The organism is Streptosporangium sp. NPDC049376 (genome assembly GCF_044466505.1).
GTDB lineage: Bacteria > Actinomycetota > Actinomycetes > Streptosporangiales > Streptosporangiaceae > Streptosporangium.
This window is the reverse complement of record NZ_JBITMT010000004.1, coordinates 89184-108695: the sequence shown is the minus strand read 5'-3', so window position 1 is coordinate 108695 and position 19512 is coordinate 89184. Positions and strand designations below refer to the sequence as shown.

The following is a 19512-nucleotide window of genomic DNA, read 5'->3' as shown; positions in this document are numbered from 1 at the left end:
CTCCGACGAGCACGGCACGGGCATCAGCCGGGTCAGTGTACGAACTTCACGCTCTCGAACCGGGTGTCCGTCGAGCTTCCCGGGGAGAGTTCCTTGATGACCCTGCCGTGGCAGCTGTTTCCCTCGTACAGCAGCGCGTCACGGTTGGTCTTGTTGGTGGCCCCGGCGGAGTAACCGACGCCGTAGCAGAGGTTGTCCTTCGGCGTGAGCAAGGAGTTCGGGAGTCCGGCGGAGGTGTACTCGAAGGTTCCGGACGCGGCGGAGGCCAGGCCCGGGGTGGCCAGGACGAGTGCGGCACAGGCGGCAAGAGCGCCCAGAGTAGTGGACATTGCACGTCGCAAGCTGATCACTCCTTGTTGTTGACTGGCAACAAAGAGTAATTGAAGGGGGGTCGAGAAACCAGGAGCCTCCACTTCCGGAGGCCCGGCCGAGCCGTCCGAGGGGCCGGGTTCAGCGGACCCGTCCCTCGTCCCACACCGGCTCCGCCGACTCGCGGACCCGCCCGTCCGCGCCGAAGACCAGGTAGCGGTCGAAGTCGTCGGCGAACCAGCGGTCGTGGGTGACGGCCAGCACGGTCCCGTCGAAGGCGTCGAGCCCCTCCTGGAGCGCCTCGGCACTGGCCAGGTCGAGGTTGTCGGTCGGCTCGTCGAGCAGCAGCAGGGTCGCCCCCGACAGTTCGAGCAGCAGGATCTGCAGCCTGGCCTGCTGCCCGCCGGAGAGCGTCTCGAACGGCCTGGCACCCGCCGGGGCCAGTTCGTAGCGGGCGAGGGCGGCCATGGCCTCGTTCAGGGTCAGCGCGTGCCCGGTGGTGATCAGTTCCGCGGGCGTACGGCCGTAGAGGTCGGGACGGACGTCGGTCTGGGTGAAATGCCCGGGAACGACCCGCGCCCCCAGCCGCACCGTCCCCGTGTGGCGCACGGAGGGGGTCGCCCCGTCCGCCGCCTGGGCCAGGAGCCTGAGGAAGTGGGACTTGCCCGAGCCGTTCGAACCCAGGACGGCCACGCGCTCGCCGTACCAGATCTCGGTGTCGAAGGACCGCATCAGGCCGGTCAGTTCGAGGTTCTCGCACAGGACCGCCCGTTTGCCGGTGCGTCCGCCCCGCAGTCTCATCCGGATGTTCTGCGCCCTGGGCGCCGCCTCCGGTGGCCCCGCCTCCTCGAACCTGACGAGCCGCGTGCGGGCGGCCCGGTAGGCGGAGGCGAGCGCGTCGTTGGCGGTCGCGCCCTGCCGCAGGGTGTGCACGGTGTGCCTGAGCCTGGTGTGCTCCTCGTCCCAGCGGCGGCGCAGTTCGTCGAGCCGCTCGACCCGGGCGGAACGCCCCTGGGCGTAGGTGGCGAACCCGCCGCCGTGCACCCAGACCCGGCGCGACTCGACGGTGACGACCCGGTCGGTGACGGTGGCCAGCAGCCGCCGGTCGTGCGAGACGAGCAGGACGGTCTTGGCGGTCTCCAGCAGGCGCCGTTCCAGCCACTGCTTGGCCGGGACGTCCAGGTAGTTGTCCGGCTCGTCGAGCAGCAGGACCTGGTCGGGACCGCGCAGCAGCGCCTCAAGGACGAGCCTTTTCTGCTCGCCGCCCGACAGGGTGTTCACCGGCCGGTCGCGAAGCTCCTCGTACGGCACGCCGACGGCCTCCGTCGCGCAGGTGTCCCAGACGACCTCCATGTCGTAGCCGCCCGCGTCGCCGTAGTCGGCGAGCGCCTGCGCGTAGCCGAGCTGGGCGGACTCGTCGTCCCTCGCGGCCAGCACGGCCTCGGCGTCCCGCAGGGTGGCGACGGCCGTACGGATCGGGTCGGGGGCGACGGACAGCAGGAGGTCGCCCACCGTCCTGTCGTCCCCGACCCCACCGATGAACTGCCGCATCACCCCCAGGCCACCCGAGTGGACCACCCGCCCGGAGTCGGGCCGCAGGTCACCGGCGACCAGCTTCAACAGCGTGGTCTTCCCCGCCCCGTTGGGGCCGACGAGCCCGGCCTTGACGCCCTCACCGACCCGGAAGGACACCTCGTCGAGCAACACCCGCCCATCCGGCAACCGATACCCGACCCGCTCAATCTCGACATGCCCCACGGTCCCTCCCCTCCCCGCTGGACCAACGATCGAGTCACTGGACCATTGATCCAGTGGTCGATCACCATACTAGACTTGGTCGTGTGGACGACGAAGAGGTGAGGGCATCCCGTACGGCTCGGCAGGGGGCCGGGGAGGTGTGGTTCCGGCCGGCGCGGGCCAGGAGGGAGGCTCCTCCGCTCAGCAGGGAGCGCATCGTGGCCGAGGCGGTCGCGCTGCTGGACGAGGAGGGGGCGGAGCGGCTGACCATGCGGCGGCTCGCCGAGCGCCTCGGCACCGGCTCGACCACGCTGTACTGGCACGTCAAGACCAAGGACGACGTGCTCGACCTCGCCCTCGACGCGATCTTCGGCGACGTCGGGCTGCCCTCGGGCGGCGGGGCGGACCGGTGGCGCGCGGACGTCACGGCCCTGATCGGCGGGTGGCGTGCCGCGCTGCTACGCCATCCCTGGTCGGCGGCCCTGCTCGGCCGCCCCCTCATGGGGCCGAACGTCCTGGACCGCGCCGAGTTCCTGCACGCCACACTGGTCGCCGCGGGCTTCACCGAACCCCACCTGTCCGCCGCGGCGTACGGCCTGTCCAACTACGTCATCGGCTCGGCGCTGATGCAGGCCACCTGGCTCGCGCGGGACGAGAGGGCGGCGCGGGAGGCGGCCGAGGAGCACCTGCGGACGCGTCGTGAGCGTTACCCCACCCTCGCCGAGTACGGCCCGCCGATCGGCAAGGACTGGGACACGGCCTTCACCATCGGACTTGACTTTCTGCTCGACGGCATCGAGACGCGGCGAAACACCCCCGCAGAATGACTACCGGGTTTCAAATATCGGCATACCGTAGGGAAGGGAACCTCCTGGACATCCGAGCCGTTCATTATTAAGGAGGGCCGGAGATGGATTACTGGGTCATCTGGTTGATTCTCGCGGTGGCGCTCGGCGTCGCTGAGATCTTCACGCTGACCACCGCCCTCGGGCTGCTCGGCGGCGCCGCGCTGATCACCTCCGTCACCGCCGCCCTCGGCCTGCCGCTTCCCCTTCAGTTCCTGGTGTTCGCGGTCACCACGGTGGCGGGAATGGTCGTGGTACGGCCCATCGCCAGACGCCACCTCAAACCGCCGCCCGCCGACAGACGGTTCGGCGTCCAGGCCCTGGTCGGCAAGTCCGCCTACGCCCTGAGCGAGGTGACCGGCAGGGACGGCCGGGTCAGGATCGGCGGCGAGGAATGGTCCGCCAGAGCGTACGACGAGACGCTGGTGATCCCGGCGGGAGCCGTCGTCGACGTCATCGAGATCGAGGGCGCCACAGCGCTCGTCTATCCCCGGGATTGACATCCTCCCCGCCACGAAGCGGGGGACTCCACGAAAAGGAGGTCACATTGAGGTTCACGGTTCTCAGGCCCGCCCGACGGCGAGCCTCCCCGCGCGACAACGGCATGCCCTGCCGTTCCAGCCTCCCTTCCCGCCCCGAAGGACGAGACCTCCAACTCGTAGACGACAGGTGACCACATGGACCCACTGCTGATCGCCGGACTGCTCGTCGTGCTGTTCGCCGTGTTCACGGTGTTGCGCGCGGTGCGCATCGTCCCCCAGTCCCGGGCACGCAACGTGGAGCGGCTCGGCCGCTACCAGACCACGCTCAAGCCCGGCCTGAACTTCGTGATCCCCTACATCGACCGCGTCTACCCGATGATCGACCTGCGTGAGCAGGTGGTCTCCTTCCGCCCGCAGCCGGTGATCACCGAGGACAACCTCGTCGTCGAGATCGACACCGTGCTGTACTTCCAGGTGACCGACCCGAGGGCGGCCGCCTACGAGATCGCCGACTACATCCAGGCCGTCGAGCAGCTCACGGTCACCACCCTGCGCAACGTCGTCGGCTCACTCGACCTGGAGATGACGCTCACCTCCCGCGACACGATCAACAGCCAGTTGCGCGGCGTGCTGGACGAGGCGACCGGCAAGTGGGGCATCCGGGTGAACCGGGTCGAGATCAAGGCGATCGACCCGCCCAAGACCATCAAGGAGGCGATGGAGAAGCAGATGCGCGCCGAACGGGACAAGCGCGCCGCGATCCTCACCGCCGAGGGCCAGCGCCAGTCCCAGATCCTCACCGCCGAGGGTGACAAGCAGAGCGCGATCCTGCGCGCCGAGGGTGAGCGCAGCGCCGCGATCCTCAAGGCCCAGGGCCAGTCCCAGGCGATCGACGAGGTCTTCCAGGCCGTCCACCGCAACGACCCCGACCCCAAGCTGCTGGCCTACCAGTACCTCCAGGTGCTGCCCGAGCTGGCCAAGGGCCAGGGCAACACGTTCTGGGTGATTCCCAGCGAGGTCACCTCCGCGCTCCAGGGTGTGTCGAAGGCCTTCACCGAGTCGCTGCCCCGGTCGAGCGCGACCAGGGAGACCCCCGCGATCGACGAGGCCGCCAAGGAGGCGACCGAGAGGGAGACCGCCCAGGCCGAGCAGGCCGCCGCGGAGGCGGTCGCCGAGGCCGCGGAGAGCGACATCGGCCCCCGCCAGATCGGCCCCGGCGCGCCTGCGATGCCCGACCCCCTGGAGACGAGGAACCGGGACAGAGCCGAACGCTAGATCTCTGGAAGATCCCCTCGGCCGCGGAGGAAAAGCCCAGCTCGGCACAAGCATGAAGCAATGCTGTGGGACGGGTTAAGAAAACCGCGATGGACACCTCAAGAACCGGCCCGGCACAGTGCGTAGGGTCGGAAGCTGAGGGGGGATCTTCTATGAAAGCGCTGGTCAAGGAGAGGGCGGAGCCCGGACTTCGGCTGGCCGATGTGCCCGAGCCGGTCATGGGCGCGGGTGAGGTGCTGATCAGGGTGCTGCGCACCGGCATCTGCGGCACCGACCTGCACATCCGTGATTTCGACGCCTGGGCAAGGCACACCCTGCGGCCCCCGCTGATCGTCGGGCACGAGTTCTGCGGCGAGGTCGTCGAGGTGGCGCCCGGCGTCGAGGACGTCGCGGTCGGCGACCTGGTCAGCGGGGAGGGGCACCTGGTCTGCGGCAAGTGCCGTAACTGCATGGCCGGGCGGCGGCACCTGTGCCGCAACACGGTCGGCCTCGGGGTCAACCGTGACGGCGCCTTCGCCGAGTACCTGACGCTTCCCGCGTCCAACGTCTGGGTGCACAGGACCCCGGTCGACCCGGATGTGGCGGCGATCTTCGATCCGTTCGGCAACGCCGTACACACCGCGTTGACCTTCCCGATGGTCGGCGAGGACGTGCTGATCACCGGGGCCGGGCCGATCGGGCTGATGGCCGCCGCGGTCGCCACGCACATCGGGGCCCGCAACGTGGTCGTCACCGACGTCAGCCCCGAACGGCTGGAGCTGGCGGGCAAGCTGGGGGTGAACCTGGCGCTGAACGTGGCGGAACGTTCCATCGCGGACGGCATGCACGAACTGGGCCTGCGCGAGGGCTTCGACGTCGGCATGGAGATGTCCGGGAACCCGAGGGCGCTCCGTGACATGATCGCCAACATGACGCACGGCGGCAGGATCGCCATGCTCGGCCTGCCCGCCGAGGAGTTCGCGGTCGACTTCTCGACCGTCGTCACCTCGATGCTCACCATCAAGGGCATCTACGGCAGAGAGATGTACGAGACGTGGTACTCCATGTCGGTTCTCCTGGAGAAGGGGCTTGACCTGTCCCCCGTCATCACCGACCGCTTCTCCCACCGCGACTTCGACGCGGCCTTCGACACCGCGGCGAGTGGCAAGACCGGAAAAGTCATCATGGATTGGACCGCCTGATGTTCGACAACGTCCGCGCCGACCTGCGTGACACCCTCGACGAGATCGCCGCCGCCGGGCTGCTCAAGCCCGAGCGGGTCATCACCACCCCCCAGCGGGCGGACATCGCCGTCGCCGGAGGCGGCGAGGTGCTGAACTTCTGCGCCAACAACTACCTCGGCCTGGCCGACCACCCCGAAGTGGTCAACGCGGCCAGGGAGGCACTCGACCGCTGGGGCTTCGGCATGGCCTCGGTGCGTTTCATCTGCGGCACCCAGGAGGTGCACAAGCAGCTTGAGGCACGGCTGGCCGACTTTCTCGGCCAGGAGGACACGGTCCTGTACAGCTCCTGTTTCGACGCCAACGGCGGGGTCTTCGAGACGCTGCTCGACGAACGGGACGCGGTGATCTCCGACGCGCTCAACCACGCGAGCATCATCGACGGCATCCGGCTGAGCAAGGCCCGCCGCCTGCGCTACGCCAACCGTGACATGGCCGACCTCGAAGCCAGGCTCAAGGAGGCCTCGGACTCCCGGCGCAGGCTGGTCGTCACCGACGGTGTGTTCTCCATGGACGGCTACGTCGCGCCGCTGCGTGAGATCTGTGAGCTGGCCGAGCGGTACGAGGCCATGGTGATGGTCGACGACTCGCACGCGGTCGGCTTCGTCGGCGTCGGCGGCCGGGGCACCCCCGAGCTGCACGGCGTCATGGACCGCGTGGACATCATCACCGGCACCCTCGGCAAGGCGCTCGGCGGCGCCAGCGGCGGCTACGTCTCGGCGCGCAGGGAGATCTGCGAGCTGCTGCGCCAGCGGTCCCGCCCCTACCTGTTCTCCAACTCGCTCGCCCCGGCCATCGCCGCCGCCTCGTTGCGCGTCCTCGACCTGATCAGCACCTCCGACGACGCCCGGGTACGGCTGCGCGCCAACACCGAGCGGTTCCGTACCCGGATGACCGAGGCCGGGTTCGACCTGCTGCCCGGCGACCACCCCATCGTCCCGGTCATGATCGGCGACGCGGCCGAGGCGGGCGCCATGGCCGAGCGGCTGCTCGAACAGGGCGTCTACGTGATCGGCTTCTCCTACCCCGTCGTACCGCACGGCAAGGCCCGCATCCGGGTCCAGTTGTCCGCGGCCCACTCGCTCGACGAAGTGGACCGTGCCGTGGAGGCGTTCGTCGCGGCCAGGAGGTGACCTCTCCCGGCCCTGACGGTTGACCGACGGTTGCCGCAAGTTCCTGACGGTTGACGAAAGTCAACGCACACCGGCGACGATCGGCGGCTGTGTGCCATATCCCCTGATTCCTACCTTCGTAAGGTCGTTGACCAGGGGATATGCGGAGGGGCCATGGATGACGGACTGTATCGGGACGTCGTGGAACTCGCGGCGAGAACGCCGGAGTGGTTTCGGGGGCTGGCGGAGACGGGCACCGACGGGATGCTCGTGGTGTTCGCCGTGCTGTACCTGTGGGCGTGGTGGCGGGCCAGGAGAGGCTCCGCCGGGATGATGGCGCTGGCGTTGCTCGGCCCGGTGGGTACGGTGGCCGCCTACGTGGTCAGCGAGGTCGTCAAGGTGGTGCTGCGGGAGGATCGGCCGTGCCGGGCGCTGCGTGGGGTGTCCACGATCGTGCCGTGCCCGCCGTACGGGGACTGGTCCCTGCCGAGCAACCACGCGACGCTCGCGGCCGGAGCGGCGGCCGGGCTGGTGCTCGCCTGGCGGGCGCTGGCGCCGTACGTGGTGGTGCTGGCGCTGCTGGGCGGGGCGTCACGGGTTTTCGTCGGCGCGCACCATCCGCATGACGTGGTGGTGGGGCTGCTGCTCGGCGGGGTGCTGGCGCCGGTCGTGGTGCTCGCGCTCAGCGGTCCCGCGACCGCGCTGGTCGAACGGCTGCGCGGACTGGCGGCGCTGCGCCCGCTGCTGCTCGCCCCCGGCGGTCTCACACCTGAGGCTCACTCCGGCCCGGGTCGCTCTCACTCGCGGGCCGCCCGCCGTACCGGATGACCACACCCGAGGCCCACTTCCCGCTGGGGTCGCCATCACCCAGCCGGTGGTCACGCTTCCGGCCCGGGTCGCCCACACCCGGCCGGATGATCACGCTTCTGACCTGGGTCGCTCTCACTCGCGGCGCACCAGCCGGGCGTCGTGGGCGACGACCGCGGCCTGGACTCGGTTGCGCACGCCCAGGCGGCCCAGGATCGTGCTGGTGTAGGTCTTGACGCTGCCCTCGGCCAGGTGGAGACGGCGGGCGATCTCCGCGTTGGACAGCCCGGCGCCGATCAGCGCGAGCACCTCCCGTTCACGGTTGGTCAGCACCGCGACCCGGTCACGGGCCTGCGCCGTCCTGGACAGGTCGTCACCGGTCAGCTCCCTGATGACCCGGGCCGCCACGCTGGGTGAGAGGTAGGCGCCGCCCCCGGCCACCGCCCGGACCCCAAGCAGGAACTCCCTCGGGTCTCCGGTCTTGAGCAGGAATCCGGTGGCGCCGTCGGCGAGGGCGCGGGAGACGTAGGAGTCCTTGCTGAACGTGGTCATGATCAGCACCGCCGTCGCGGGTGCCACGGCACGCAGTTCGGCGGTGGCGGCCAGGCCGTCCAGGCGCGGCATGCGGATGTCGACCAGCGCCACGTCCGGCCGGTGGGCACGCACCGCCTCGACCAGCTCCCGCCCGTCGGCGGCCTCGGCGACCACCTCGATCTCCGGATCGGCCGACAGGATCATTCGCACCCCGGCGCGGACCACCGCCTCGTCGTCGGCCAGCACCACTCGCACCACCGTCGTCCCCCTCTCATCCGGCCCTGCCGAACTCCCGTACGAGAACCTGTGGGCCTCTTCACCTCACATGGCCCCGCGGAACCCCCGTTCGAGCCCACGGACATCACACGTGTCCCCGCAGGACCCTCACGCGGCCCTGCGGAACCCTCGCGCGGCTTCTACGGGCTCCGGTTCGCGGGCAGGAAATCCTTGCTCGCCAGGCGCCCGCCCGCGAAACACAGCCGGAACAGCTCACGGTGCGAAGCGTCGAAGGGGTTGGCGTGGGTGCCGTAGTAACGGCAGTCCGTCCCCCGTGGCCTGGCCGGTTCGCCGGGCACCGGCCCGTCGATGCGGGAACGACCGGGCAGCACCCGCGCCACGGTCGTCTGGTCCTGGCCGGGACGCAGTCGCTGGAAATCTTCGGGGGTCAGCACCGAGGACGCGGCGTCGTAGATCATGAAGGCCACCACCACCAGGGTGACCACCGTGACGGCGGTGACGGCGGTGGCGACCGCGGTGACGCGCGTGCGGCGTGCCCTGAGCCGTGCCCTGGCCAGATGGGTCGCCGAGACCGAGACCGGCCCCGGCTCGGCGATCTGTCCCGGTGCGTGGGGCAGGCGCGCGCTCAGCTCGAACCCCTCGCCGGGTTCCCCGGCCGGTTCGATGCCCGCTCCCTCTCCGGGCTCCCGGCCGGCCCCTCTCCCGAGCCCCGCGCCCCTTGCCGGCTCCCCGAACCTCCCGAACCCTTCGCTCTTCGGCCCCGCCCGCAGGGAGCCGCCGCACAGCCGGACCCGCTCCCTGAGCCCTTCGAGCCCGTGTCCACCGGACGCGCGGTCCTGGGGGCGGCGTGCCGGACCCGTGGTCACCGTGACCACGGTCTCCGTGGCCAGGTGCTCGACCGTCACGATGACCGGGGCACCGGGGGCGTGCTTGGCGGAGTTGGTCAGGCCCTCCTGCACCACCCGCCGCAACGCCCGCTCGGCCATGGCCGACGGGAGAGAGCCGCCGGAGAGAGGGCCGTCTGAAGGAGGGCCGTCTGGAGGAGGGCCGTCTGGAGGAGGGCCGTCTGGAGGAGGGCCGTCCGGGCGGGAGCCGTTGGGGAGGGGGCCGTCACCCACGGTCCTCAGCTCGACCCGCATGCCCGCGGCCCGAGCCCGCTCGACCAGCTCGGGGACGCCCTCCTCCTGGGCGGTCCCGGTGTCGTGGTGCAGCATGTCCACGATCTCCTGCAGCCGCTCCGAGGCGGCCGTGACCGCCCTGCGCGCTTCGCCCGCCGCCAGCCGGTAGCGCTCGTCGAGGCCGGGAGCCACCTCAAGCCCACCGATCCGCAGCGCGACCAGCCCGAGTTCGTGCCCGAGCAGGTCGTGCATGTCACCGGCGATGCGGGTGCGCTCGCGGGCCCTGGCCTGCTCGGCGATGAGCCGCTGGGCGCGTTCGAGCTCCTCGGCCCGTTCCCAGCCCTCCCTCGCCAACAGTAGGTACTGCCTGCGGGCGCGTCCCGCCAGCCACGGCACGACCGCGCCCAGCACGGCGCCCGAGACCGCGACGAACCCGGCTCCCGCGTCGCTGACCAGCGGTGTCACCGTCCCCGCCAGGACCAGCAGCCCGCCGAGCGCGGCCACCGCCTGACCGGCCCTGTCCATCCGGACCCCGGCGAGGTAGGCGAACACCGCCATCGCCGCCAGCACCGTGAACGGGTTGCCGCGTGTCGCCTCGACCAGCCACAGCCCCGACCCCAGCAGCATCGCCGCCAGCGGCCGGGCACGGCCGAGCGCCGCCCCGGCGCCGATCACCGCCAGGCAGGTGAACGCCCCCCACCACGCGAGGGGATGGGCCGTCCTTGAGGTGAACCCGGCCAGCAGCACCGGCACGGCCAACGACGCCCACAGCAGCACCGCCGTGAGCGTCTTTCCCCCTGTCCCCGTAGCCATCCCGGCAACGTTATCCACCCCCGGAGGGTGCTCCCATCGCCGAAAGTCAACCTGTGGATAACCTCCATCGGGCCGGAAACAACCCCTGTTTGTACCCGTCTGTAAATAATTCCGGCGAAAATGGGCAGGTGATAGACACGCGACGGCTCAGGACCCTGCGTGCGGTGGCCGACCACCGGACGGTCACCGCCGCTGCCGCCGCGCTGCACCTCACCCCCTCGGCCGTCTCCCAGCAGCTCATCGCCCTCGAACACGAGGTCGGCCACCGGCTGCTGGAACGCGACGGCCGGGGCGTACGACTGACCGCCGTCGGCCGCATCCTGCTGGGTCACGCCAACGAGGTGCTCGCCCAGCTGGAGCGGGCGGACGCCGACATCGCCGCCTACACCGCGGGCACGGCCGGGGAGGTGACGGTGGCCTCCTTCGCCACCGCCATCGGCCTGCTCGTCGCCCCGGCCGTCGGCAGGCTCAAGGACAAGGAGCCCGGCATCCGGGTGCGCGTCTTGGACGCGGAGGGGGACCAGAGCCTCACCATGGTCCTGGACGGCGCGGTCGATCTCGCGGTCGCGGTCGAGTACCGGGGTGCCCCGGCGGAGACCGACCGCAGGCTCTCACGCATCCCGCTCTACTCGGAGCCGTTCGACGTGGTCCTGCCCCGCGAGCACCCGCTGGCGGGGCGGGAGGTGACGGTGGCCGACCTGCACGGCGAGACCTGGATCGGCCCCTACCCCGGCAACCCCTGCCACGACGTGATCGCGCTGGCCTGTGAGCACGCGGGTTTCACCCCCGAGTTCGCGCACTCCTCGGACGATTTCAGCGCCGTCGTGGCGCTGGCCGCCGCCGGGGCGGGGGTGGCGATGGTGCCACGCCTGGCGCTGCGCGGCCCCGACCTGTCGGGGGTGGCGGTCCGCCCGGTCTCGGGCCCCGAACGCCGTGTCTTCGCCGCCGTACGGCGAGGCGCGGAGCACCACCCCCTGCTCGTCCCCCTTCTGGACGCCCTACGGGACGTCGCGACTGAGCCGGGTCACCCCGCTAGCAGTTCCTGACGCTGTGCACAGGGGTCCAGTCGCCGCTGCTGTCCCTGCTGTGGGCCGGCGGGGTGGTGTAGATGAGCTTGCCGCTCTTGTTGTACATCCGCGCTCTCGTGCCCTTCGTCTGGTTGTTGTCCCAGGACCCGTTGCCGACGAGGGAGATGGGGTATCTGCCGCAGCTGTACATGTCGATCGTGGTGCCCCTGAAACCGGGCTCCCGCCAGGCGCAGAAGTGCCCGTAGGCCGCCTTGCCGCCGGCGCAACCACTGGCGGAGACGAGCCCGGCCTCGGGGGACAGGTCACGGGGAGCGTCCTCGTCGGGGAGGGCGATGAACACGTCCGCCTTCCCGTCGACGACGACCTTGTTGAGAGCCACCTGCCTGCCTCCCAGCGTGGACAGGTAGAGGTTCGCGCTGTTCTGCAGTGTGGTGATCTGTTCCTCGGTCAGCCCCGCGGCCCTGCCCTGCTCGGCGAAGGCCGCCTGCGCCTCGGGCGGGGTCACACTCTTGGAGTCTCCGGAAGGAGTCACGTTCGCGGGATCGTCGGGCGAGGTCGTGGCCCCTGCCCCCTGGGCGGTGAGGAACAGAGCCAGCGCGGCGCCCGACAGCACGGCCAGGGGCCGCGCCGTACGCCTTGCCGATGTGATGGCACGCATGGACAGTCGTCCTTTCGTTGGTGGAGAGGTTGCGACGCCTTCCGCGGAAGGTCCCCGGCCGTCTTCCTAGGCGCTCTTCACGACCGCGTTCGGGGATCTCACCGATGCGGGTGTGGCGTGACACGGGAGGCAGAAGACCGTTGGGCCGGTCGTCCGTGGTGCCCGCCGCAGGACAAGAGTGAACCGCGCGTGCTTCTGACGGCATTGCGTCTACGCGCCAGGTCGTTATCCGTAAGTGTCAGGCCCGTGCGCGACCGGAGATGTGCAGGCGCCGGTACGCCTGGGGGGTGATGCCGTAGGCGGTGCGGAAGGCGCGGGTGAAATGAGCGGCGTCGGTGAGTCCCCACCGGGCCGCGACCGCGTGGGCCGGTCTGCCTTCGAGCTGGGGGTTGGCCAGGTCACGGCGGCAGTGGTCCAGCCGTAGAGCGCGGATCCAGGCGGCGACCGTGCGTTCCTCGGTCAGGAAGAGCCGGTGCAGGGCCCGGACGGAGATGTTGTGCGCCGCGGCGATGGTCTCCGGCGAGAGCGCGGGATCGGCCAGCCTCCGATGGATGAAGGCGTGTATCCGCGCCAGCAGCACGCGTTGCCTGGTGTCGGGAGGGGGCGTCGTGCCCTTCTCCCCGGCGAGCAGCATCGTCAGCAGATCGAGCGCGGTCACACCGAGACGGGTGACCTCCCCGGGCTGGAACCGGTCGGCGTCGGTGACGAGACGGCCGAGGAATCCCAGGAGTAACGCGCCAACTCCCTCCCTGCTGGAGAAGACCCAGGGGGTGCACCGTTCGGACATGGTTTCGGGCAGGTGAAGCATCGTGCGGGGGACCATGGCGAAGATGCCCTGGATCGTGCCCTCGTCGTCGCCCGTCGTCAGTACGGAGTACGGGTTCCAACTGTTGTAGACCACGATGTTCGACGGGCCCATGGCGACGTGCTCACGGCCCTGCACCACCGCGCCGTGGCCACGGAGGGGAATCGCTACCTGGAGCAGTTCCGGTTCGGACTGCCGGATGTGCTTCATAGTGCGATGCGTCCATATATCCGAGCAACTGACCTTGGAGATGTGGACGGCACCGAAATCCATGCTGCGCATCTCCCCGTGGAAGTCGGCGGGAGACTCGCTGACGACCTCCAGCGGCAGCAGCGTCTGGGAGACCAGATGCCGCCAGTATTCGAACCGCTCGGCGGGCGCGACACCATCAGTGTGAATCACAGTGCGCACTGTCGTCCTCCTTATGAGGTCACTGATTTTCCTACCGTTCGTGTCCGTGCTGACCGGAACCGGAGGCCGCTCACCGCGGCCCTACAACCCCCTTTTTTCAGGATATTTCGTCATTCGTGAATTAACGCGAGGCTTGCACAAAACGTCATTATCATTCCGACCGAAACACCCTCTCGGCCGACCGGGACCGTACGGGCGATCGAACCAATTCTCCATTCACACCCATTCACCGCGTCCCGGCTCTCCGGCCCTCGGCACACGCCCGTTTCCTTTCCACAGGCGGTTCGCCGTCCGGTTTCGGAAGGCGAACACCGGACGACGGGTACGGCGAAGGCGGCGCGTGTGAAGGCGGTCGGAGAACGGGGGAACCGCCAAGCCGGAATTCCGTTCCGGCCGGGAATGCCGTCGCACTCCAGGAGATACCGCGACCGCCGCACTCGGGCTAGGAGGGAAAGACGGGCCCGCCCACCTCGGGAAGGCCGAGGGATTTCGGCGGGTCGAAAAAGTCCCCAAGCCCGGGAAAAGGGCCCCGTGGGATCGCGGGGATCTCGCACCAGACCGTACGGCCCCGCTCAAGGGAGCGGCAGCCCCAGGTCCCGCCGGAGAGCAGTCCGACGAGGACCAGGCCGCGTCCCCTCTCCGACAGGAGGGAGCTCTCCGGCGACGCCATGGGACAGCCCTGGTCCACGACCTCGATCCGCAGCAGGTCACCCAGCGCGAGCAGTCGCAGCGTCAGCGAGCCGTCCCCCGGCGCGCCGCCCGCGTGCAGCACGGCGTCGGTGACCAGTTCCGACACGGCGAGCCGGACGTTCTCGTAGGCGGGATGGTCCGTCCCCAGCCATTCACGGACTTCGTCGCGCGCCCGTGAAGCGGACTCTGGGTGATCGGGAAAACTGGTTTCGCTGTTTTTCTCCGGTCTCATGGGACGCCTTCCCCAGCCGAATTGGGCTGGATTTCCGTTTCACTCGGTTCGTTGACCAAGGCGCCGTCCTGCTCCAGGGCGGCACTCATACGGTCGCAAAGCCATGAGCCGAGGGGGTCATAAAGCCGTGCGCATTGCCTTCACAGTTCCGCGAACGCCTGCCGAACCTTCTAAATCCACCTACACAATGGCCTGGTACCGATCCGCGAAGCCGAGAGGAGCTGCAGATGGTCGTCCCCCCGGAACAGGAGCAGGAACAGGAGTCGGCAGCAGAACCGACAGACCCCATCGATCCCCACATTTCCCCGCGAATTAGATTCGGGACAGAACTTCGCAAATTCCGCCTCGCCGCGGGGTTCAGCCAGCGAGAACTCGGCAACGTCATCCATCTGTCGGTCAGCCAGCTCAGCATGATCGAGAACGGCCACCGCGCACCGACCCTGGCCCTGGCCAGGAGGGTGGACAAGGCCCTCAACATCGGCACGACCCTCGCCGGCCTGCTCGACCGGCTGAACCGGGCCGAGGCCCAGCTCCCCCGCTGGTTCCGGCCCTGGCTGGAGTTCGAGCGCGAAGCCGAGACCCTGCGCATCTGGGAGGCCCTGATCGTACCCGGCCTGCTGCAGACCGAGGACTACGCGCGGGCCATCCTGAGCCGCAAGCCCGGCGCCACCACCGAGCAGGTCGAGGACAAGGTGACGGCCAGGATGGAGCGGCAGGAGATCCTGAAGCGACGGATGCCGCCGATGCTGTGGATCGTGTTGGACGAGGGCGTGCTGTACCGCCCCATCGCCGACCCCGAGGTGATGCGGGGGCAGTGCGAGCGACTGCTTGAGGCCGGGGAGCAACTGCGCGTATCCCTACAGATCCTTCCCTACACCGCGCGGAACGTGCTTGGCTTGCTGGGAAGCTTCACCCTGGCGGACCTGCCGAGGGAGACCTGTCCAGTGGCCTACATCGACTCGCAGAGCCTGGACGACCGTGTCACCGACCGGGCGACCGACATGAAGAACCTGGCGTTCCGCTACGAGGCGATCCGCGCCGACGCCCTCCCCCGGCGCGAGTCCCTCAACCTGATCAAGGAGACGATGCGCAGATGGACGACCTGACCAGGCACCTCTCCACCGCCCGTTGGCACAAGTCCAGCCTGTCCGGTGACGACGGGAGCAACTGCGTGGAGGTCGCCGCCCTGCCCGGTGGGCACCACGCCCTCCGCGACACCAAGAACCGCACCGGCCCCGCTCTCATCCTCACCCCGGCCGCATGGACCAACCTCGTCGACGTCCTCAAGGCCGACGCCCTCGGCTGAACCGGCTTTCACTGGCCCCTCAGGCGGCGGGTGCCCGAGGGGCCAGACGAATCTCAAGCTCGGCGTCCAGCGCGCGGGCCAGCCGGTCCAGGATCGGCAGCGTGGGGATGCTCACTCCCGCCTCGAAGCGGGCCACCGCCGTCCGGGTCATCCTGGCCGCGCGGGCCAGGTCGTCCTGACTCCAGCCCCGCTCCTCACGCATCGCGCGGACGACCTTGCCCAGCTCGTAGGCGAGACGCGCCGCCTCGTAGACCTCGGCTGCGTCCGGCTCGTTCATCCGGCGCCCCCTGAGCTCCCGTCGGCTCACGTCGCCTCCCTCTCTCACGGTTCGTTATGACTCCTCGCGTTTACCCAAACACAAAAAGTAAGACTCTTCCATCGATATCGAGGCCCTGCCCATGTCGAGGAGACGACGCGACGATGACCACCTGGCGCATGTCCGGCCCGTCCGGTGACGACGGGAGCGACTGCGTGGAGGCCGCCGCCCTGCCCGGCGGACACCACACCCTCCGCGACACCAAGAACCGCACCGGCCCTATCCTGACTCTCACCCCGGTGGCCTGGACCGATCTCGTCAACGCCGTCAAAACCGGCACTCTCCGCTGAGCCCGTGCGAGAGAGGTCAGGGACGTACACTCGGCTTGTGAGCGCGGCACATGACTACGAAGATCTGCACGCCTTGGTCGACAGGCTCAAGCCTCATCAGGCGCGGCAGTTGCGTGCCGTGGCTCTGCGGCTCGTGGAGTCAGGTGAGACCACGGAGTCAGTTGAGCACGGACCCCCATTGAGACGCCGCCTGTCGTTCGCCGGAACCATGAACTCAGGTGTCGGAGATCTCGCCGAACGCCATGAAGAGATCCTGGCTGAAGGGTTAGATCGTCCGATGTGACGACGCTTCTCGACACCGGCCCGCTGGTAGCCGCCCTCGACGCCGACGACAAGGACCACGTCCGCTGTACCAGGTTCCTCGAAAAGGCGCCTGGACCTCTTCTGGTTCCGATTCCTGTGATCGTCGAAGTCTGCTGGCTGGTCGAGAAGTATCGCGGCTCCCTGGCGGAGGCCGCCTTCCTCGAATCGTTCGGCACCGGCGAACTGAAAGCGCTCCCTCTCGAAAACGAAGATCTCGTCCGTACGGCCCAGCTGGTTCGCACCTACCGGAACCTGCCGCTCGGCGCGGTCGACGCCTCAGTGATCGCTCTAACCGAGCGTTTACGTCTACCGGAGGTCGTCACGCTAGACCGCCGCCACTTCAGCGTCGTACGCCCTCGGCATGTTGATGCTCTACGCCTGTTGCCCTGAGCGATTTTCTGCCGAGCAAGGCCCACTCAGCCCCGGGGGCGTAGGCCGTTCAGGGCGGTTTCCACGAGGTTGTCGGCGTATTCGGGGGTCAGTGGGCCCGTGCGCTGGAGCCAGCGGTTGAGCAGGGGGCCCCAGAGCACGTCCACGGCCAGGTCGAGGTCGAGGTCCCCGGCCAGTTGCCCGGCTCGCTGGGCGATCGCGAGCCTTCGCTTCTTGATCTCCCTCATCGGCTCGTCGAGTCGTTCGCGGTAGACGGCGGCCAGGCCGGGATCGTGCGCGATCTCGGTGGTGAGCGCGCGCATCGGCTCGTCGTAGCGCGGATCGCTCAGCTCCACGACCGTGGCGCGCATGACCGTCTTGAGGTCGGTCTCCAGGTCACCGGTGTCGGGCAGCGCGGCCTCGCCTTCCTCCCCCTCGCTGAGCGCGAGGAAGGCGTCGAAGAGCACCGCCCCCTTCGACGGCCACCAGCGGTAGATCGTCTGCTTGCCGACCCCGGCCCGCGCGGCGATGCCCTCGATGCTCAGCTTGGCGTATCCGACCTCGCCGACCAGGTCGAAGGCCGCGGTGAGGATGGCCCGGCGGGAGGCGTCGCTGCGCCGGGAGGAGTTGGGCGTGCTCTGACGTCGCGTGGTCACGCGCCCAACCTAGCAAAACACAAGACGAGACGGACCGTCTTGACATACCCACACGATCCCCCTATGGTTGCCGACATCAAGCGAGACGAACCGTCTCGGTTCACTTAAAGAGGAGTTCCCGTATGCGCACCTCCCCACGTACCTGGTTCATCACCGGCGCGAGCCGGGGCCTGGGCCGCGCCTTCGCCCTGGCCGCCCTGGAACGCGGCGACCGGGTCGCCGCCGTCTCCCGCACCGTCACCCCGCACGACTTCGGCGACCGGTACGGCGACCGCCTGCTGACGTTGTCCCTGGACGTGACCGACCGGGAGGCCGTGTTCGCCGCCGTGGCCGGCGCCGTCGAGCACTTCGGCCACCTCGACATCGTCGTCAACAACGCCGGCACCCTGTCCATGGGCATGGTCGAGGAGTTCACCGAGGCCGAGGCCCGCGCCCAGTTGGAGGTCAACCTCTTCGGGGCGATGTGGGTCTGCCAGGCCGTACTGCCCCATCTCCGGGAGCGGGGGGCCGGGCACATCCTGCAGGTCTCCAGCATCGCCGCCCTCGGCGGCTTCCCGAGCACCGGGATGTACAGCGCGAGCAAGTTCGCGCTCGAAGGCATGAGTGAGGCGCTGGCCATGGAGGTCACGGGCTTCGGCGTCAACGTCACCATCGTCGAACCCGGCGGTTACTGGACCGACCTGTACACCAACCCGGCCATGACCACCCCCGCGGAGCCGTACGGCCCGCTCCGCGCCGAGCTGGAGAAGCAGTGGGCGGAGGGTTCGATCGACAGCGAGCCGCAGTTGGCCGCGGAGGCGGTGCTGAAGCTGGTCGACAGCGCGGAACCGCCGCTGCGGTTGCTGCTCGGGAGCATGGTCTACGACCTGGCCTTCGACGTCTGCCGACGGCGGATGGAGACGTGGGAGAGCTGGGAGGAGGTCAGCCGGGCGGCCGAGCACGCCGTACCGGCGCCGGGACTCTCCGGGTGACCGGGGCCGGGAAACCGGAATCCGGCGGGCGGATAATCTCTCACTCAGCGTTGTGCTTTTCAGGGATTATCCGTCCGGACAGACCGCGGCGAGCGGACGGCGGCAGCAAGGAGAAACGCCGGCGCGACCATTCCGAGCGGCCGGAAAGAGGAGCGTCAGAACGCCAGGTCCCAGACGCTCCATCCGGGCGCGCATTCCATTTCCCGGTACGTCGACCTGCCCACGTCCGGGGGCGTCAGGGTGTAGGCGAAGCAGTACCGCAGGTGGCCGCCATGGTCCACCTGCGTGTCGTAGTACTTGTGAATGCGGACCGAGACCTCGGTGCGACCGGCACGGACGTCGAACGCCGTGATCTCGGCGGCGTGTTCCTTCATGACGTCCTGGAAGGCGCTTTCCGGGGCCGTCGCCGGCAAGGCGGTGAAACCCCGGAAAAACTCGGCCGCCGCTTCCCGCACCTGGCGTTGGGCCATGTGGAGATTCTCCATCGCCTGATGCGTGTTGCCGGAGACGATCCAGCCGTACCCGGCCAGGAGGACCAGGGCGACCACGCCGATGACGGCCATGCCGACGTAGTCGTCGAGTGAGTGACGTTCCTCATCAGGTTTCACGGCGGCTCGACCCCCCGCCTCCAATATGACGGACGGGCCGCGGCGGCACCATCGCGCCGCCGTGACCATGCACGGCCCTCACGTGACGGTATATGTCGCCAGGCGGGACAATCCCCCGGATATGGGGCGAATTATCGGAAAAGGCCCATCGCCTGCATCTGGAGCACCCGACCGAGGCCCCCGGAAAACCACGCCACGACCCTGGCAAGACAGGCCATCAGAGGAGGAAAAGCGCTCACTGTTCTGCGAGGCTTGCCGGTGTTACGCTGCGAGAGTCCCGGTCATCCATAATTAGCGGGTCCGTATTCGCCTCTTCGGTCCGCTTTCGCCAGCGTGGATTTCCCTGGGGTCCGGGGCCGACCCCATCCTTCCCGTCTGGA

Annotated in this window: 23 protein-coding genes; 13 read left to right on the top strand and 10 right to left on the bottom strand. The window is 69.2% G+C overall.

Translation table 11 applies throughout. The annotated features are described in order from the left end of the window. Positions 1–32 precede the first annotated feature (32 nt). Both ACIBVQ_RS13420 and ACIBVQ_RS13415 read right to left on the bottom strand, forming a co-directional pair. Positions 33–341, bottom strand: a complete 309-nt coding sequence (locus ACIBVQ_RS13420; protein WP_352014254.1) for a hypothetical protein — start codon at positions 339–341, stop codon at positions 33–35. A gap of 109 nt (positions 342–450) precedes the next feature. Beyond that, on the bottom strand, positions 451–2067 hold the full coding sequence (locus ACIBVQ_RS13415; RefSeq protein ID WP_399177576.1) for an ABC-F family ATP-binding cassette domain-containing protein: 1617 nt from the start codon (positions 2065–2067) through the stop codon (positions 451–453). 83 nt (positions 2068–2150) lie between these two features. Here ACIBVQ_RS13415 and ACIBVQ_RS13410 point away from each other — a divergent pair, with 83 nt between their 5' ends. The 6 genes from ACIBVQ_RS13410 (at position 2151) to ACIBVQ_RS13385 (ending at position 7808) form a co-directional block, all read left to right on the top strand. After that, complete coding sequence (locus ACIBVQ_RS13410) at positions 2151–2873, top strand: TetR/AcrR family transcriptional regulator C-terminal domain-containing protein (protein ID WP_399177574.1); 723 nt, start codon at positions 2151–2153, stop codon at positions 2871–2873. Positions 2874–2956: 83 nt separating this feature from the next. After that, complete coding sequence (locus ACIBVQ_RS13405; RefSeq protein ID WP_352014258.1) at positions 2957–3391, top strand: NfeD family protein; 435 nt, start codon at positions 2957–2959, stop codon at positions 3389–3391. Positions 3392–3568: 177 nt separating this feature from the next. Next, positions 3569–4648 carry an SPFH domain-containing protein gene (locus ACIBVQ_RS13400; protein ID WP_352014259.1) on the top strand — a complete coding sequence of 360 codons (1080 nt, stop codon included), beginning with the start codon at positions 3569–3571 and terminating at the stop codon, positions 4646–4648. 152 nt (positions 4649–4800) lie between these two features. Then, entirely contained in the window at positions 4801–5829 is a 1029-nt protein-coding gene (tdh, locus tag ACIBVQ_RS13395) for an L-threonine 3-dehydrogenase (protein ID WP_399177572.1), read from the top strand. Continuing rightward, positions 5829–7001: a glycine C-acetyltransferase gene (locus tag ACIBVQ_RS13390; RefSeq protein ID WP_399177570.1), complete on the top strand. Its 1173-nt coding sequence runs from the start codon at positions 5829–5831 to the stop codon at positions 6999–7001. Before tdh ends, ACIBVQ_RS13390 begins: the two co-directional genes overlap by 1 nt. Before the next feature lie 153 nt (positions 7002–7154). After that, positions 7155–7808 carry a phosphatase PAP2 family protein gene (locus tag ACIBVQ_RS13385; RefSeq protein ID WP_399177568.1) on the top strand — a complete coding sequence of 218 codons (654 nt, stop codon included), beginning with the start codon at positions 7155–7157 and terminating at the stop codon, positions 7806–7808. Positions 7809–7922: 114 nt separating this feature from the next. Here ACIBVQ_RS13385 and ACIBVQ_RS13380 read toward each other — a convergent pair whose 3' ends face one another. Then, a complete protein-coding gene (locus tag ACIBVQ_RS13380) occupies positions 7923–8579 on the bottom strand; it encodes a response regulator transcription factor (protein ID WP_352014263.1) in 657 nt (218 codons plus the stop codon). A gap of 158 nt (positions 8580–8737) precedes the next feature. Next, a complete protein-coding gene (locus ACIBVQ_RS13375; RefSeq protein WP_399177566.1) occupies positions 8738–10489 on the bottom strand; it encodes a sensor histidine kinase in 1752 nt (583 codons plus the stop codon). Between the two features lie 128 nt (positions 10490–10617). Between ACIBVQ_RS13375 and ACIBVQ_RS13370 the strand changes: the two genes are divergently transcribed. Beyond that, entirely contained in the window at positions 10618–11535 is a 918-nt protein-coding gene (locus tag ACIBVQ_RS13370) for a LysR family transcriptional regulator (protein ID WP_399177564.1), read from the top strand. Here ACIBVQ_RS13370 and ACIBVQ_RS13365 read toward each other — a convergent pair. The 3 genes from ACIBVQ_RS13365 to ACIBVQ_RS13355 form a co-directional block, all read right to left on the bottom strand. Then, positions 11522–12175: a hypothetical protein gene (locus tag ACIBVQ_RS13365; RefSeq protein ID WP_399177562.1), complete on the bottom strand. Its 654-nt coding sequence runs from the start codon at positions 12173–12175 to the stop codon at positions 11522–11524. The two genes, ACIBVQ_RS13370 and ACIBVQ_RS13365, sit on opposite strands and share 14 nt — an antisense overlap. Before the next feature lie 238 nt (positions 12176–12413). Next, complete coding sequence (locus ACIBVQ_RS13360) at positions 12414–13391, bottom strand: helix-turn-helix domain-containing protein (protein ID WP_399177560.1); 978 nt, start codon at positions 13389–13391, stop codon at positions 12414–12416. Between the two features lie 442 nt (positions 13392–13833). Then, a complete protein-coding gene (locus ACIBVQ_RS13355) occupies positions 13834–14313 on the bottom strand; it encodes an ATP-binding protein (RefSeq protein ID WP_399177558.1) in 480 nt (159 codons plus the stop codon). A gap of 227 nt (positions 14314–14540) precedes the next feature. Here ACIBVQ_RS13355 and ACIBVQ_RS13350 point away from each other — a divergent pair, with 227 nt between their 5' ends. After that, positions 14541–15419, top strand: a complete 879-nt coding sequence (locus ACIBVQ_RS13350; protein WP_352014269.1) for a helix-turn-helix transcriptional regulator — start codon at positions 14541–14543, stop codon at positions 15417–15419. Beyond that, positions 15407–15619, top strand: a complete 213-nt coding sequence (locus ACIBVQ_RS13345) for a DUF397 domain-containing protein (protein ID WP_399177556.1) — start codon at positions 15407–15409, stop codon at positions 15617–15619. The genes ACIBVQ_RS13350 and ACIBVQ_RS13345 overlap by 13 nt, the downstream gene beginning before the upstream one ends. 19 nt (positions 15620–15638) lie before the next feature. Here ACIBVQ_RS13345 and ACIBVQ_RS13340 read toward each other — a convergent pair whose 3' ends face one another. Then, positions 15639–15926 (bottom strand): helix-turn-helix transcriptional regulator, encoded by a 288-nt coding sequence (locus ACIBVQ_RS13340; RefSeq protein ID WP_352014271.1) that lies wholly within the window; start codon positions 15924–15926, stop codon positions 15639–15641. A 113-nt stretch (positions 15927–16039) separates the two neighbouring features. On the opposite strand from ACIBVQ_RS13340, the gene ACIBVQ_RS13335 reads away from it, so the two are divergent. From ACIBVQ_RS13335 to ACIBVQ_RS13325, 3 genes are read left to right on the top strand one after another with little or no spacing between them, the layout of a single operon-like run. Further along, a complete protein-coding gene (locus ACIBVQ_RS13335; RefSeq protein WP_399177554.1) occupies positions 16040–16225 on the top strand; it encodes a DUF397 domain-containing protein in 186 nt (61 codons plus the stop codon). A 37-nt stretch (positions 16226–16262) separates the two neighbouring features. After that, the gene (locus ACIBVQ_RS13330; RefSeq protein WP_399177552.1) at positions 16263–16508 is read left to right on the top strand and encodes a hypothetical protein; all 246 of its coding nucleotides are present in this window, start codon (positions 16263–16265) and stop codon (positions 16506–16508) included. Beyond that, the gene (locus tag ACIBVQ_RS13325; RefSeq protein WP_399177550.1) at positions 16505–16918 is read left to right on the top strand and encodes a type II toxin-antitoxin system VapC family toxin; all 414 of its coding nucleotides are present in this window, start codon (positions 16505–16507) and stop codon (positions 16916–16918) included. The genes ACIBVQ_RS13330 and ACIBVQ_RS13325 overlap by 4 nt, the downstream gene beginning before the upstream one ends. 26 nt (positions 16919–16944) lie before the next feature. Here ACIBVQ_RS13325 and ACIBVQ_RS13320 read toward each other — a convergent pair whose 3' ends face one another. After that, positions 16945–17553 carry a TetR/AcrR family transcriptional regulator gene (locus tag ACIBVQ_RS13320; RefSeq protein WP_399177548.1) on the bottom strand — a complete coding sequence of 203 codons (609 nt, stop codon included), beginning with the start codon at positions 17551–17553 and terminating at the stop codon, positions 16945–16947. A gap of 122 nt (positions 17554–17675) precedes the next feature. Here ACIBVQ_RS13320 and ACIBVQ_RS13315 point away from each other — a divergent pair, with 122 nt between their 5' ends. After that, positions 17676–18524, top strand: coding sequence for an SDR family oxidoreductase (locus ACIBVQ_RS13315; protein WP_399177546.1), 849 nt, complete (start codon positions 17676–17678; stop codon positions 18522–18524). A gap of 155 nt (positions 18525–18679) precedes the next feature. On the opposite strand, the gene ACIBVQ_RS13310 is transcribed toward ACIBVQ_RS13315, so the two are convergent. Further along, on the bottom strand, positions 18680–19201 hold the full coding sequence (locus tag ACIBVQ_RS13310; RefSeq protein ID WP_399177544.1) for a hypothetical protein: 522 nt from the start codon (positions 19199–19201) through the stop codon (positions 18680–18682). Positions 19202–19512: the final 311 nt, after the last annotated feature.

Coding starts and splice junctions, on each gene's coding strand:
- ACIBVQ_RS13405 (WP_352014258.1), top strand. CDS start 2,957: ATGGATTACTGGGTCATCTGGTTGATTCTCGCGGTGGCGCTCGGCGTC.
- ACIBVQ_RS13400 (WP_352014259.1), top strand. CDS start 3,569: ATGGACCCACTGCTGATCGCCGGACTGCTCGTCGTGCTGTTCGCCGTG.
- tdh (WP_399177572.1), top strand. CDS start 4,801: ATGAAAGCGCTGGTCAAGGAGAGGGCGGAGCCCGGACTTCGGCTGGCC.
- ACIBVQ_RS13390 (WP_399177570.1), top strand. CDS start 5,829: ATGTTCGACAACGTCCGCGCCGACCTGCGTGACACCCTCGACGAGATC.
- ACIBVQ_RS13385 (WP_399177568.1), top strand. CDS start 7,155: ATGGATGACGGACTGTATCGGGACGTCGTGGAACTCGCGGCGAGAACG.
- ACIBVQ_RS13375 (WP_399177566.1), bottom strand. CDS start 10,489: ATGGCTACGGGGACAGGGGGAAAGACGCTCACGGCGGTGCTGCTGTGG.
- ACIBVQ_RS13365 (WP_399177562.1), bottom strand. CDS start 12,175: ATGCGTGCCATCACATCGGCAAGGCGTACGGCGCGGCCCCTGGCCGTG.
- ACIBVQ_RS13355 (WP_399177558.1), bottom strand. CDS start 14,313: ATGAGACCGGAGAAAAACAGCGAAACCAGTTTTCCCGATCACCCAGAG.
- ACIBVQ_RS13350 (WP_352014269.1), top strand. CDS start 14,541: ATGGTCGTCCCCCCGGAACAGGAGCAGGAACAGGAGTCGGCAGCAGAA.
- ACIBVQ_RS13345 (WP_399177556.1), top strand. CDS start 15,407: ATGGACGACCTGACCAGGCACCTCTCCACCGCCCGTTGGCACAAGTCC.
- ACIBVQ_RS13335 (WP_399177554.1), top strand. CDS start 16,040: ATGACCACCTGGCGCATGTCCGGCCCGTCCGGTGACGACGGGAGCGAC.
- ACIBVQ_RS13315 (WP_399177546.1), top strand. CDS start 17,676: ATGCGCACCTCCCCACGTACCTGGTTCATCACCGGCGCGAGCCGGGGC.
- ACIBVQ_RS13310 (WP_399177544.1), bottom strand. CDS start 19,201: ATGGTCACGGCGGCGCGATGGTGCCGCCGCGGCCCGTCCGTCATATTG.